The 13,171-nt window shown below is 67.5% G+C and carries 12 protein-coding genes; 4 read left to right on the forward strand and 8 right to left on the reverse strand.

The annotated features are described in order from the left end of the window. Positions 1-4 precede the first annotated feature (4 nt). From flhB to BM397_RS13020, 4 genes are all read left to right on the forward strand, one after another. Positions 5-1,129 carry a flagellar biosynthesis protein FlhB gene (flhB, locus tag BM397_RS13005; RefSeq protein ID WP_092424631.1) on the forward strand — a complete coding sequence of 375 codons (1,125 nt, stop codon included), beginning with the start codon at positions 5-7 and terminating at the stop codon, positions 1,127-1,129. 301 nt (positions 1,130-1,430) lie between these two features. After that, positions 1,431-3,635: an NADP-dependent isocitrate dehydrogenase gene (locus BM397_RS13010; protein WP_092424633.1), complete on the forward strand. Its 2,205-nt coding sequence runs from the start codon at positions 1,431-1,433 to the stop codon at positions 3,633-3,635. Positions 3,636-4,382: 747 nt separating this feature from the next. After that, positions 4,383-4,610, forward strand: a complete 228-nt coding sequence (locus BM397_RS13015) for an AbrB/MazE/SpoVT family DNA-binding domain-containing protein (protein ID WP_092424635.1) — start codon at positions 4,383-4,385, stop codon at positions 4,608-4,610. Between the two features lie 18 nt (positions 4,611-4,628). Beyond that, entirely contained in the window at positions 4,629-5,027 is a 399-nt protein-coding gene (locus tag BM397_RS13020; protein ID WP_092424637.1) for a PIN domain-containing protein, read from the forward strand. Between the two features lie 11 nt (positions 5,028-5,038). Here the strand turns inward: BM397_RS13020 and BM397_RS13025 are convergent, their stop codons facing one another. The 8 genes from BM397_RS13025 to BM397_RS13060 form a co-directional block, all read right to left on the reverse strand. Next, entirely contained in the window at positions 5,039-6,010 is a 972-nt protein-coding gene (locus BM397_RS13025; protein ID WP_245696065.1) for a LacI family DNA-binding transcriptional regulator, read from the reverse strand. 56 nt (positions 6,011-6,066) lie between these two features. Further along, positions 6,067-6,648, reverse strand: coding sequence for a dual specificity protein phosphatase family protein (locus tag BM397_RS13030; protein WP_092424641.1), 582 nt, complete (start codon positions 6,646-6,648; stop codon positions 6,067-6,069). A 3-nt stretch (positions 6,649-6,651) separates the two neighbouring features. Continuing rightward, a complete protein-coding gene (locus BM397_RS13035; RefSeq protein ID WP_092424643.1) occupies positions 6,652-7,677 on the reverse strand; it encodes an MBL fold metallo-hydrolase in 1,026 nt (341 codons plus the stop codon). Continuing rightward, positions 7,665-9,401 carry an ABC transporter permease gene (locus tag BM397_RS13040; RefSeq protein ID WP_245696066.1) on the reverse strand — a complete coding sequence of 579 codons (1,737 nt, stop codon included), beginning with the start codon at positions 9,399-9,401 and terminating at the stop codon, positions 7,665-7,667. The genes BM397_RS13035 and BM397_RS13040 overlap by 13 nt, the downstream gene beginning before the upstream one ends. A gap of 4 nt (positions 9,402-9,405) precedes the next feature. Further along, positions 9,406-10,374 (reverse strand): ABC transporter substrate-binding protein, encoded by a 969-nt coding sequence (locus tag BM397_RS13045; protein ID WP_092424645.1) that lies wholly within the window; start codon positions 10,372-10,374, stop codon positions 9,406-9,408. Between the two features lie 25 nt (positions 10,375-10,399). Then, positions 10,400-11,485, reverse strand: coding sequence for an ABC transporter ATP-binding protein (locus tag BM397_RS13050; protein WP_092424647.1), 1,086 nt, complete (start codon positions 11,483-11,485; stop codon positions 10,400-10,402). 168 nt (positions 11,486-11,653) lie between these two features. Next, positions 11,654-12,007 (reverse strand): hydroxyisourate hydrolase, encoded by a 354-nt coding sequence (gene uraH, locus BM397_RS13055; protein ID WP_092424649.1) that lies wholly within the window; start codon positions 12,005-12,007, stop codon positions 11,654-11,656. Positions 12,008-12,126: 119 nt separating this feature from the next. Beyond that, positions 12,127-13,110, reverse strand: a complete 984-nt coding sequence (locus tag BM397_RS13060; protein WP_092424651.1) for a type I glyceraldehyde-3-phosphate dehydrogenase — start codon at positions 13,108-13,110, stop codon at positions 12,127-12,129. Positions 13,111-13,171 lie beyond the last annotated feature (61 nt).

Below are 13,171 nucleotides of genomic sequence, written 5' to 3' on the forward strand. Positions count from 1 at the left end.
GGCGATGGCGGAAGACGAGGACAAGAGCAACAAGACCGAAGAGCCGACGGAGCGAAAGCTCCGAAAGGCGCGCGAGAAGGGCGACGTCCCGAGTTCCAGGGAGGTGGGCAACGTCACGGCGGTGCTGTCACTCTTCGCGATCACCGCCTTTGTCATGCCCAGCGTCTCAGCGCCCCTCGCGGGGGTCCTGCGCGGGGTCTTCGAGACCGCGGGGCAGGTGTCGGTCGGCGAGGACGTTCAGGGCATGCGCGACCTTGGTGGCGTGACCTGGGGGGTGCTGCGCGGCGTCGGTATCCTGCTTGCGCCGCTGCTGACGCTGATGGTTCTCGGGGCGGTGGCCGGGGCGCTGCTGCAGGGCGACATCGTGGTGGCAGCGGAAAGGATCAGGCCCAAGCTCTCCAAGATCTCGCCGCTCTCGGGGTTCAAGAAGCTCTTTTCGATGACCGCCATGGTCGAGTTCGGCAAGAGCGTCCTGAAAGTGCTCATGGTCGGCGCCATCGGGCTGTGGATCACCTATCACGGCGTGCGCGAGATCTGGATGGTGCAGGGGATCCTGCCCGAGATGGTGACGGATTTCGCCCGGCGGACCGCGTCGCAGATGCTGCTGGTCGTGCTGGCGCTGCTGCTGGTCATCGCCATCGGCGACGTGCTGTGGAAGCGGTTCGATCACCGGCGCAAGCAGCGCATGTCGCTGCAGGACATCAAGGACGAGCACAAGGACACCGAGGGCGATCCGCAGATCCGCGGCAAGCGACAGCAACTGCGCCGCGAGCGGGCGCGGCAGCGCATCGCGCAAGCGGTGCCGCGTGCCACGGTGGTGCTGACCAACCCGACCCATTTCGCGGTGGCGCTCAAATACGAGAGCGGCGTCGATATCGCGCCGGTCTGCTTGGCCAAGGGCGCCGACCTCATGGCCGCACGGATCCGCGAGCTAGCGCGCGAGTCCGAGGTCCCGATCATCGAGAACAAGCCGCTGGCCCGCGCCCTGCACGACGTGGCGGAGGTCGACAAGCAGATCCCCATCCAGCACTGGGAAGCGGTGGCGGCGATCATCGGCTATGTCATGGACATGCAGCGCAACATCAAGCGCCCGCTGCCCGAGGGGTCGAGCCTGCGCGAAGAGGACTAGGCCGGGCCTTGCACCCTGCGCATGCAGCCCGACCCTTCTGAGCCATAGGCATTTCTCTGGAGCAGAGTGCCGAGCACAATGCTTGCGAAGCCATCAGACGGGCAGCCGCCCACACGGGTCGCATGGCCAATGTCACCGCCGGCGCATGGTCGCGCAATCATTCTGCGCGACGTGGAAATCCCTTGAATTCCGGGTTAGGGCAGGGGGGCGCGATGTGACGCATTCCTGCGGCACCGCGACTGTAGACCTTTGTATGCAGAACGGCTAAAGGGGGCCAGACCCCCAGGAAAGGCATCGCATCATGGCTGAGAACAACACTCCTGACATCGTTTACACCAAGGTCGACGAAGCGCCCGAGCTGGCCTCGGCCTCGCTGCTTCCGATCATCCGCAGCTTTGCCGCCGCCGCCGGCGTGTCGATCGGCACGAAGGACATCTCGCTGGCTGGCCGCATTCTCGCGACCTTCCCCGAAGCTCTGACCGCAGAGCAGCGCCAGTCGGACGACCTCGCCTGGCTGGGTGACTGGGTGAAGACCCCGGAAGCGAACGTCATCAAGCTGCCGAACATCTCGGCCTCGGTGCCGCAGCTGGTTGCCGCGATCAAGGAACTGCAGGGCCAGGGCTACGCGCTGCCCGACTACCCCTATGAAGCCTCGACGGACGAGGAAAAGGCGATTCAGGCCAAGTACGACGGCATCAAGGGTTCGGCCGTGAACCCGGTGCTGCGCGAGGGCAACTCGGACCGCCGCGCCGCCGCAGCCGTGAAGAAATTCGCGCAGAACAACCCGCACCGCATGGGTGAGTGGACCGCCGCCAGCAAGACCCGCGTCGCCTCGATGTCGGGCGGCGACTTCTTCTCGAACGAGGTATCGGCGACCCTCGACAAGGCCGCGACCGCGAAGATCGTGCTGGAAACCGCGTCCGGCGAGACCGTTCTGAAAGAGGGCGTCTCCTACCCCGCAGGCACCGTGGTCGACGCCACCTACATGAGCGCTGCCAAGCTCGACGCCTTCCTCGAGGACGAGATCAAGAAGACCAAGGACGAGGGCACGCTGTTCTCGCTGCACATGAAGGCGACGATGATGAAGGTCTCGGACCCGATCATCTTCGGCCATGCGGTGAAGGCATGGCTCAAGCCGGTGTTCGAGAAGTTCGGTGACGAGCTGAAGGCGCTCGGCGTCAACCCGAACTCGGGCCTCGGCGACCTGCTGGAGCGGGTGAAGGGCAATGCAGAGATCGTCGCGGCCATCGACGAGGTGCGCGCCGCGCGTCCGCCGATGTACATGGTGAACTCCGACAAGGGCATCACCAACCTGCACGTTCCCTCGGACGTGATCATCGACGCCTCGATGCCCGCGCTGATCCGCGCCGGCGGCAAGGGCTGGGGGCCGGACGGCAACGAGTCCGACACCAACTGCGTGATCCCGGACAACTCCTACGCGCCGGTCTATGACGCGGCCATCGAGTTCTTCAAGGCGAACGGCAAGCTGAACCCGGCCACCGCCGGCACCGTCCAGAACATCGGCCTGATGGCGCAGAAGGCGGAAGAATACGGCTCGCACCCGACCACCTTCGAACTGCCCGAGGCAGGCACCGTCAAGATGATCCTCGACGACGGCACCGTGCTGCACTCGCACGACGTTGCAGCGGGCGACATCTGGCGTTCGGCCTCGGCCCGCAAGGCGCCGATCGAGGACTGGGTGAACCTGGCGATCGACCGGCAGAAGGCGACCGGCTACCGCTCGATCTTCTGGCTCGACGCCTCCCGCGCCCATGATGCCCAGCTGATCGACTACGTGAAGCCGATCCTCGAAGCCAAGGGCGTGGCCGACAAGTTCGAGATCATGGCCCCGCGCGAAGCCACCATCGCCTCGCTCGAGACCATCACCAAGGGCGAGAACACCATCGCGATCACCGGCAACGTGCTGCGCGACTACCTGACCGACCTCTTCCCGATCCTCGAGCTGGCCACTTCCGCCAAGATGCTTTCGATCGTGAAGCTGATGAACGGCGGCGGCCTCTTCGAGACCGGTGCGGGCGGTTCGGCTCCGAAGCACGTGCAGCAACTGGTGGAAGAGAACCACCTGCGCTGGGACTCGCTGGGCGAGTTCTGCGCCCTCGGCGAGAGCTTCAAGTTCCTCGCCGACCAGAAGGGCAACGCCAAGGCGCGGGTGCTGGGTGACGCGGTCGACACCGCGACGCAGGGCATCCTCGATCATGACCGTTCGCCCTCGCGCAAAGTCGGCGAGCCGGACAACCGCGACAGCCACTACTGGTTCGCCCGCTACTGGGCCGAGGCGCTGGCGGCACAGTCCGACGATGCCGAGATGGCGGCGCATTTCGCACCCATCGCCAAGGCGCTGGCCGAAGGCGAGGCCGCGATTGTCGGCGAGCTGGCTGCGGTGCAGGGCAAGCCCGCCGATCTGGGCGGCTACTTCCACGGCGATGCGGATAAGACCGCCGGCGTGATGCGCCCCTCGGCGACGCTGAACGGCATTCTCGGCTGATCGCGCGCACAGGACGAGAGCAACGCCCCCGACCGGAAGGTCGGGGGCGTCTGCGTTTCTGCGCTTCGATTGAGAGGCCAAGGTATACGATTGAATACTTGCCCACAGGCGGGTGGGGACAATTGAAGCCGATCTTCGAGGCGACTACGCATCGCTACATCAGAAAGTGTTTGTGAAAATTCTGACTACACTATTTGGTAGCTGACTGAGTCATGATCTGAAAAAAATCAGTAGTTACAATAAATTAACAAATTGGAGGGTCATGTCGCGCGGTGAAGCTCAGGTGATTCTCACTTGCCTTCTCCGCCCCGTAGAGGCCGCGACTGAGTCGTTCTCGCAGTGGTTGAAAATCTTTGGTTCACAGATTGTGGAAAAGATGCGGCAAGACAGTGGCTTGCGCGAAACTGGCATGGGTGGCGCAAAAAACTGCTTACGTACGGCGATTTCCCGCTACTCTTGGAGATGCCCGGGTCGCTGTCATGACTGAGCAAGATCGGAGTTTTCTCTCCTGGTGACAGTGGCACGCCCGTATTTTCTGGGCGACGAAGTGGCGGGTTGGAAGGGGGGAGGCCCTGGTGCCAACGTAACCTTTGTCTTTTATATATTATGACCGGCACCCGGAGAGTGATCTCCGGGTGTCTATTTTTTCCGGCCCCGATTTCGCGGAATTGGCCGCCCGGATGGTTGAAAATGGGCGGGTTAGGATATACTTTTGGCGAAGTATATCCATGCGCTGCGGAGGCCATCATGCAGATCTCGAAATGGGGAAACTCGCTTGCCGTGCGCCTGCCTGCCGATCTCGTGCGCGAGCTGGGGTTGAAGGAGGGCGACCGCATCGAGTTGCATCCCGACGTGCGCGGTCTGGCGGTCAGCCGTGCGGAGCGGCCCGAAGAGATCCTCGCCGACTTGCGCAGGTTCCGGGGCCGTCTGCCAGAGGGCGCGCGCCTGTCCCGCGACGAGGCGAACGCGCGCTGACGCGGGGCGCATAGGCGCATGGACAGGGTCTTCTTCGACACCAACGTGATCCTCTACCTGCTGGGCGAGGGGCCGAAGGCGGAGCGCGCCGAGGGGCTTCTGGTGCAGGGCGGTCTGATCAGCGTGCAGGTTCTCAATGAGGCGCTGGTGAACTGCCTGCGCAAGGCGAAGCTGAGCACGGAGGAGGCGGGTGATTTCCTCGCCGGGATACGGGCGCTCTGCGAGGTGGTGCCGCTGACGGCGCAGACCCATGACATCGGACGCGCGCTGGGAGCGCGCTACGGCTTTTCCGTCTACGATTCGATGATCGTCGCCGCGGCGTTGCAGGCCGGCTGCGATACCCTCTGGTCCGAGGATATGCACCACGGGCTTCTGGTCGAGGATAGCCTGCGGATTCTCAATCCCTTCGGCCGCTGAGCTGGACGCGCTCAGGTGATCGGCGCCCGCACCGAGCCGCGCTCGACAAGCTGCACCGGCACTGCGCAGAGTACGGGCTCTGCTTCCGGCGGCAGGGTGATCGCCTCCATGGTCGCGCGGGTGAGCGCCTCGAGCGGCTGACGGATCGTCGTCAACCCGTGCGAGGACCAGCCTGAGATCGGCGCGTCGTCGAAACCGATCACCGACAGGTCTTCGGGCACGCGCAGGCCTAGCTCGAACCGCGCGGTATTCAGGACGCCCAGGGCAATCTCATCCGTGACTCCGAAGATGCCGTCCACCCGCCTGTCGCCGGGGATGAGCAGGGCGCGTGCTGCTTCGACGCCGGTCTCGTAGCTGTTCGGGCCATCGGCCCAGCGGGTGACCGGTATGCCGTGCAGCGCCATTTCAGAGCAGAAGGCCTCGGCGCGGTCGAGCTTGGCCGAGGTGCGTGAACCGGAGATCACCACCGCCACGTTCTGGCAGCCCGCGCGGGCCAGCCGGTCCGCCGCGAGCCGACCGCCATGGGCGCTGTCGGCAAGCACAAGGTCGGCCCGCGCGCCCTCGGGCGGGCGCGGTCGGTTGATCAGCACCATGCGCGCGCCGTTCTGTGCGCAGAGCCGGATCAGCGTGTCGGGCGCGGCACCTGAGAGCAGAACGACGGTCCGCACCCGGTAGTCGAGAAGCCGCCCGAGGTCGTCCCCGCCGCTCGCGCTGTTCATCAGAAGGCATTGCAGGCGCCGCGCGTGCAGCGCCCGCGACAAGGCGTCGAGCTGGGCGGAGATATAGGGGTTCGAGAAATTGCCGCCGACCACGCCCACAAGGTCCGAGCGATCCTGATGCAGCGTGCGGGCAAGGCGGTTGACCCGGTAGCCGAGCTCTTCGGCGGCCTCGAGGATGCGCGCGCGGGCCTGCTCCGAGACCTGCGCGCCGGGGGTGAAGGCGCGCGACACTGCCGAGCGCGACACCCCCGCCAGACGCGCCACGTCGGCGGCCGAAACGAAGCGGCCCCTGGGGGGGCCGAGTGGCGGACGCGGCGGTCTCATCGGGTGCAAAGGCCGCGGTCCAGAACCTCGCGGGCGAGCGTGAGCATCGGCGGCAGCGGGTAGGTCTCATCGAGGCCGCGCAGTGCGCGGAGATACGCCAGTGCCTCTTCGAAGCGCGGGAACTCGGCGGGTCGCCGCAGGTGCAGCCAGAGCGCCAGCACGGTGACCGAGCGCGAGCGGCCGCCGCGGCAATGCACCAGCAGCCCGCCCTTCTCGTGCGCCGGGTAGTGCGGCTTGCCTTCGGTATAGACCGCCGCGAGCCCGTCGATCAGCGTGACCGCCGCGGCGAGCGTCTCGGGGGCATTGCCCGGCCCGTCCAGCAAGCCGATCTGATAACGCCGCAAGTGGGTGCCGTCCGGGCGGAGCAGCGGTCCGGGGAAGATGTTCATCGCGAGGTTCAGGCTGGCACCGATCCGCGCCCTCTGCAGGGCGGCCCGATCCTCGGCGGCGGGCAGGTTGCCGAGCCAGAGCGCGTCGAGCCCGGGGCCGATCTCGCCCGGGATCTGCCAGAGCAGCGGTGTGTCATCCTCTGCGGCTTCGGACGCGGGAACGGCTTGGGGAAGATGGTGGCGGGACATGGCTCAGACCTCGAGGCTGGTGCAGCACCGCAGGCGCGGGCCAAGCGCAGCGGTCAGGCGGGGGGCGGTTGTCAGGTCGACGAAGGCGGGCAGAACCCGTTCGGCGCGGGTGGTCTCGGCGAGGGCCAGAAGGTCGGAAAGACGCGGATGCACGTTCCAGCCCATCCAACGGGCGCGACCCTCCGCGATCATCGCATGGGCCGGACTGCTGCGCGGCACATGGCCGGAGAAGATGAAGCGAAAGCCGGGGCGATCGCGCAGCGCCGCGGGCAGCCCGTGCTCGGCGTTCGGCCCGTCGGCGACGATGACCTGCGCTGGCTCGGCGGTCTGGGGCGTGGCCTCGGCCGGGCGGCAACCGGTAAGGCGCTCGGTTTCACCGGCGATCTGCGGGCAGGCGTGGACGGTCAGCCCCGCTGCGGTAAGCGCTGCCACCATGTCGGGGCCGCGCCCATCAGCAGGGCAGGGTAGCACCGCGCCGTTGCGCGCGGCGTCCGTCAGCGCGGCGATTTGGACCGCCAGCGAGTCCTCGCGGTCGCCGTAAGAGGCATCGGCCAGCACCGTGGCGCTGCGTGGAAAGGGATCGCAGCGCAGGAGCGGCGCCTCGATGCTGAAGTCGCCGGTGTAGAGAAACCCGCCGCGCAAGGTCGGGAAGCGCATCCAGATACCGCCGGGGGCATGGCCCGAGCGGCCGGTGTCGAACCGGAGGCCCAGCACCTCCGCGGGTCCGCGGTCGGGCAGCGCGGCGCTGCGGGTGGGGCGCAGCTCGGTCGGCAACTGGTGCAGCGTCTCGGGGGTGGCAAAGACCGGGGGCGTGCCGATCTCGTCCAGCCGGCCCAATGCGCCGACGTGATCGACATGGGCATGGCTCAGCAGCACCGCGTCGATGCGGCCTGCGCGAGAGAGGTCGGGGCGCTCGCCCAGTTCCAGCCCGCCGCCCATGTCGAGCAGCAGCCTGCGGCCTTCGGTTTCGAGCAGGAAGAGCGCGGCGCTCTTGCGGCCGAGGCCGCTGAGGGCGGTCAGTCGCGCCATGGCAGCACCCCCTCGGGCAGGCGGCGGCCGACGAGCAGCGACAGCCCCATGAGCGCCAGCACCAGCAGCACCATCAGGCAGCCGACGGCGGCGGCAAGCGTGGAGGAGCCGGCCTCTTCGAGGAAGATGATCATCGGGCCGATGGTGGTGGCGCGCGAGCTGACCAGCAGCACCGAGACCTGGATCTCGTTCACCGCCGTCATGAAGACGAGGATCGCAGCTGCCATGGCCGAAGGCGCGAGCGCAGGCAGGACGATGTCGCGCAGCCGCGCGAAGACCCCGGCGCCCGCGAGCTGAGCCGCCTCGTCCAGCGCCCGGTCGATCTGCGCGTAGCCGCCGAGGATGGGGCGCAGCGCCAAGGCGAGGAAGTTCGACAGGTAGGCGGCGAGTATGACCCAGACCGTGCCGTAGAGACCGGTGCCGATGAAGGGCAGCGGGCGCAGGAAGAAGAGGATCATCGCGACGCCGATGATGATGCCGGGCAGCGCGTAGGCGAGTTCCGAGGCGATGCGCAGCAGCCTTGCGATCCAGCCGCGCCGCCAGCTCAGCACGTAGCCGAGGGCCACGGCGGCGGGGATCAGGATCGCCACGGTCAGCAGCGTCAGCCAGAGCGAAGTGAGAAAGGCGCTCCGGATACCCTCGTGCTGGAAGAGCGCGTTGGCGAAGTTCTCGAAGGTGATCGTCTCGAGGGTCAGCGGCACGCCGTAGCCGCGCACCAGCGCGGTGCCGAAGAGCGCCGAGATAGGCAGCAGAAGGCAGAGCGCAAGATAGAGCCAGGCCACGCCGCTGACCGGAAGGCGCCACCGGCCCAGGGCCATGCGCGGTGGCCGCTGCGCGGCGTCGACGCGTTGATCGCCGCGACGTCCGAGCCAGGCGGTGAGGGTCATGCCGATCACCGTCAGCAGCGCCAGAAGCAGGGCAAGCAGGGCCATGTCGTTCAGCGCTGAGGGGCCGTAGGCGTTGAGCCGCTGGTAGATCAGGGTGATCAGCGTCGGAATGCGGGCCGGGATGCCGAGCATCGCCTGGATGCCGAAGTTGCCGATCGACGAGACGAAGGCCAGGGCGGCGCCCGCGAAGATGCCGCCGCGGATCAGCGGCAGAACGATGTCGCGGGTCACGGCACCTGCATTGGCGCCATTGGCATGGGCGGCCTCGATCAGCGAGGCAGGCAGGCGCTGCAGCGAAGCGCGGACCGACAGGAAGACGAGGGGGGCATTGTAGAGCCCGAGCAGGAAGATGATCCCGCCCATGGAGTAGAGCGGATGGCGGGTGCCGGGCGGCAGCGACAGGCCGAGCGGGCCGAGGATCGGGCTGGCGGGCGAGAAGGCCTGCACCCAGGCCAGCGCGGTGACCTGCGGCGGGATCATCAGCGGCAGCACGAAGCCGAAGACCCAGAGCGTGCGGCGGCGCATGTCGGTGAGCGAGGTCAGCAGCGCGGCGAGCGTGCCGACCACCGTGGCCAGCAGCGTCGCGGCGCAGGCGATCCAGAGGGTGTTGAACGTGGCCTCCAGCACCCGGCGCCCGCCGAGGATATCGGCAATGCGTGCGGCGTCGAAGGCGCCCTGCGGGAAGAGCGCGGCATGCAGCAGCCGGGCGAGCGGCGCGATGGAGAGCAGCCCGACAAAGAGGATCAGAACCAGCGTCAGAACACGTTCGCTGCCGAAGCGCCTGAGCAGTCGGCGCGCCCGAGGGGGGCGCGCCGGTTGGTCTTGCACGAGGGTCACGCGATCAGAGCCCGAAGAGCTCGCCGAAATGCGCGCGGACGGCCTCGTTGGTTTCCAGCGCCGCGTCGACGTTGTAGCCGAGCAGCTTCATGTTCTCGAGCTTGGGAAAGCCCTCGGGGCCTTCGACGCCCGGCAGGATCGGCAGCGAGCCCTGCTCGGCCACCAGTTTCTGGCCCTCTTCGCTGAGCAGGAAGTCGATGAAGAGCTTGGCTTCCTCGGGGTGCTCGGTGCCGGCCATGATCGCGGCGGGCTCGGTGATGAAGCTCACCCCGTCCTCGGGCACGATGAAATCGACCGGCGAGCCGTCGGCCTTGGCGCGCAGCGCGTTGGCATCGACGATGATCGCGTATTTCGCCATGCCCGAGGCGACGGCCTTGGTGGCCGGGCCGTTGCCGCCCTCGGGGACGATGTCCAGGTCGTTGAGGCCCTCGTAGAACGCCCAGCCGATGCCTTCGGCGTTCAGCAGCGCGTGCAGGTGGTTCAGCGCGGCACCGGAGTAGAGTGGCGAGGGCACGCCGATCATGCCGCGGTTCTCTTCGGTGATGAGATCCATCCACTTGCTGACCGGCTCGGCGATCTCGGTGTTGTAGGCGATGCCGGTGGTCATCGCCTTGGTGCCGAAATAGGTCATATCGGCGTCATAGGTGGCGGGGTCGTACTCGGACACGGGGGCGTCCTCGTAGGCCAGCAGGTGACCGCCGGCCTTCAGCTCGCCGAGGTTGATCACGTCGGCGACCAGCAGGATGTCGGGCTGCACGTTGTCGGCCTCGATCTCGGCGCGGACGACGTTCATCAGCGCCGAGGTGCCGTTGCGGGTCCATTCGATCTTGATGTCGGGGTGGGCGGCCTCGAAGGCGTCCACGGTCTGCTGCGCCTGTTCCGGCGGCTGGCTGGTATAGAGCGTCAGCGTGGTTTCTGCATAGGCGGCGCTCGAAAGCAGCGTCGCGGCGAGGGTGAGGCTGAGAAGACGCATGTTCGGTGTCCTTGCGGTTGCGTGTTCAGGAGGGGTGAGAGGGTGCGGCATCGGGGATGACCCAGCCGTCGCGCAGGGCGAGAGAGATCCGCTGGCCGCGGCTCAGAGCGGCGGGGGCGGCGATGTTCACGGACAACGGGATGTCTCCGGCGGGACCGGCCATGACCTCGGCGCGCAGGTAGGCGCCGCGGTAGGTGGCGCGGGTGACATTGCAGGGAATGGCCTCGGCGGCATTGGTGAGGTGAAGGTCGCCGGGGTGGAAGGCGATCTTGCCGCGGCGTCGGGCGGTCTCTCCAGGGGCGCAGCGCAGCCGGACCGGCCGGCCGAGCACCGAGGCGGCGGCATGGCCATCTCCGAGCGGACGGATGTCCTCGGCCTCGAGCACCCGCCCCTCGCCGATGAAGCCCGCGACGGTCTCGCTCTGCGGCTGGCTGAAGAGGGCCTCGGGGCGGTCGAACTGCAGGATGCGGCCCTTGTCCATCACCGCGACGCGGTCGGCGAGAGCCAGCGCCTCGGATTGGTCGTGGGTGATGTAGAACATGGTCGCGCCGGAGCGGGCGTGGAAGGCGGCGAATTCCTCTTCCAGCGTGCCGCGCAGGTGCACGTCGAGATTGGCCAGCGGCTCGTCGAGCAGCACGACGCGGCTTTCCATCGCAAGGCAGCGGGCCAGCGCGACGCGCTGCCGCTGCCCACCCGAGAGATCGGCGGGACGGCGGTGTGCCAGCGGCCCCAGCTCGACGAGGTCGAGCACCTTTGACACTCGGGAATTCCTCTCCGATCTGGGAATGCCCGCGATCTTCAGTCCGTAGGCCACGTTCTGCGCCACTGACATATGCGGCCAGAGCGCGTAGTTCTGGAACACCACGCCGATGCCGCGATGCTCGGGGGCGAGGTGGCGACCGGGGGCGGAGACCGTCTCGCCGCCGATCTCGATCCGGCCACCGTTGAGCCGCTCGAAGCCCGCGAGGCAGCGCAGCAAGGTGGTCTTGCCGCAGCCCGAGGGGCCGAGCACGGCGATGAATTCCCCAGCCTCGATGCTCAGCGAGACCTGCCGCAGCACCTGCGTCTGGCCGTAGCTCTTGTCGATGCCCGAGATGCGGATGTCGCTCATGGTCTGCCCCGTGGTGTCTGGCTGCACAGCTGTGCAGCGTCGTGGCGATCTCTGGCGGTGGGCTGCGACAGCGGGGCGACAAGTGCATGACAGATCGGTGAAATCCGACATGGAAACGAAAACGGCGCCCGCGAGGGGCGCCGTTCGGGTCAGATCGTGAAAGCGCGGTCAGCTGCCGCGGTAGGTCGAATAGCCGAAAGGCGAGAGCAGCAGCGGCACGTGGTAATGCGCGGGCTCGGACATGCCGAAGCGGATCGGCACCACGTCGAGAAAGCGCGGCTCCTCGGGGGGCGTGCCGCAAGCATCGAGATACGCGCCCGCGTGGAAGACCAGCTCGTAGGTGCCGAGCGCGAACTCGGCGGCGGGTAGGATCTGCGCGTCAGTGCGCCCGTCGTCATTGGTGACCAGCGTCTTGAGCAGGCTGCGGGCCTCGCCCTCGATCCGGAACAGCTCGATCTTCAGCCCCTCGGCGGGGCAGCCGCGGGCGGTATCGAGCACATGCGTCGTCAGGTATCCGGTCATCGGCGGGTCTCCATCAGCTATCTCGGCGGTGTCGCGGGACATAGTGGCAGATGCCGGGACCGGGTAAAGGCCCGACTGAGGCCCCGGTGCCCGAGACAGTTTCAAACGCCGCTTGAAGATCAGCGCGCCGCCATGCGGCGGGTCATGTCGAGCATCCGCGCCGAGAATCCCCACTCGTTGTCGTACCAGCCGAAGAGCCGAAGCTGACCGCCCTCGACGACACGGGTCTCGCGGGTGGAGAGAACCAGCGACTCCGGTCGGGCGCGCAGGTCGGTCGAGACGCAGGGATCCGCGGTCAGCCCGACCAGCGGGGAGCCCGCGAAAAGCTCGGACAGCGCCGCATTGACGTCCTGTGGCACCTCTTCCAGCTGCAGCACCGCGTCCACTGCCGAAACCGAGATGCAGGGCACGCGCACGGCGGTCACGCTGAGCCGGTGGTCCAGCGAGGGCAGCACCTTGATCACCTGCTTGGCGGCGCTGGTGCTGGTCGGCACCATCGACACGGCGGCGGCCCGGCTGCGCTCGTAGCTGGCACCGGGCGCGTCCACCGTGGGCTGGCTTCCGGTATAGCAGTGGATGGTCGTCACATGCGCGCGGGCGATGCCGAAACGCGCGTCCAGCGCCTTCAGCATCGGCGCGATCGCATTGGTGGTGCAGGAGGCGTTCGACACGATGCGTGCATCGCCCATCTCGTCCTCGTTGGCGCCAAGCACGCAGGTGATATCTGCGGCCTCGGACGGCCCGGAGAGCAGCACCGATTTCGCCCCGGCGAGAAGCCCGGCCTCGGCATGCGGGCGGTTGGAGGCCGCGCCGGTACATTCGAGCACGACGTCGACGTGGCCGAGATCCAACTCGCGCAGGTCGCGCGTGGTGTGGAAGGGGATGCGGCGGCCATTCACGACCAGCACGCCGGGCTCCTCGGTGACAGTGCCGGGGAAGGGGCCGAAGACGCTGTCGTAGCGGAAGAGATAGGCGCACATCTCGGGCGAGGCGATATCGTTGATCGCCACCAGCTCGAGATCGGCATTGGCCGGGTCTGTGAGCAGCTGGCGCAGCAGGGTGCGGCCGATGCGGCCGAAGCCGTTGATCATGATGCGGGTCATAGGGTGCCTCCGCGAAACTTTGACGCGGCCAGCGATACGCCTCTGCGCGGCGGGGTCAAGG

This window comes from Alloyangia pacifica (assembly GCF_900116195.1).
Taxonomy (GTDB): Bacteria; Pseudomonadota; Alphaproteobacteria; order Rhodobacterales; family Rhodobacteraceae; genus Salipiger; species Salipiger pacificus.

What these genes read in the sequence shown, in the direction of transcription:
- BM397_RS13060 (WP_092424651.1), bottom strand. Translation starts at nt 13,110, where the DNA reads ATGACCCGCATCATGATCAACGGCTTCGGCCGCATCGGCCGCACCCTG.
- uraH (WP_092424649.1), bottom strand. Translation starts at nt 12,007, where the DNA reads ATGACCGGATACCTGACGACGCATGTGCTCGATACCGCCCGCGGCTGC.
- BM397_RS13020 (WP_092424637.1), top strand. Translation starts at nt 4,629, where the DNA reads ATGGACAGGGTCTTCTTCGACACCAACGTGATCCTCTACCTGCTGGGC.
- BM397_RS13010 (WP_092424633.1), top strand. Translation starts at nt 1,431, where the DNA reads ATGGCTGAGAACAACACTCCTGACATCGTTTACACCAAGGTCGACGAA.
- BM397_RS13015 (WP_092424635.1), top strand. Translation starts at nt 4,383, where the DNA reads ATGCAGATCTCGAAATGGGGAAACTCGCTTGCCGTGCGCCTGCCTGCC.
- BM397_RS13045 (WP_092424645.1), bottom strand. Translation starts at nt 10,374, where the DNA reads ATGCGTCTTCTCAGCCTCACCCTCGCCGCGACGCTGCTTTCGAGCGCC.
- BM397_RS13030 (WP_092424641.1), bottom strand. Translation starts at nt 6,648, where the DNA reads ATGTCCCGCCACCATCTTCCCCAAGCCGTTCCCGCGTCCGAAGCCGCA.
- BM397_RS13050 (WP_092424647.1), bottom strand. Translation starts at nt 11,485, where the DNA reads ATGAGCGACATCCGCATCTCGGGCATCGACAAGAGCTACGGCCAGACG.
- BM397_RS13035 (WP_092424643.1), bottom strand. Translation starts at nt 7,677, where the DNA reads ATGGCGCGACTGACCGCCCTCAGCGGCCTCGGCCGCAAGAGCGCCGCG.
- flhB (WP_092424631.1), top strand. Translation starts at nt 5, where the DNA reads ATGGCGGAAGACGAGGACAAGAGCAACAAGACCGAAGAGCCGACGGAG.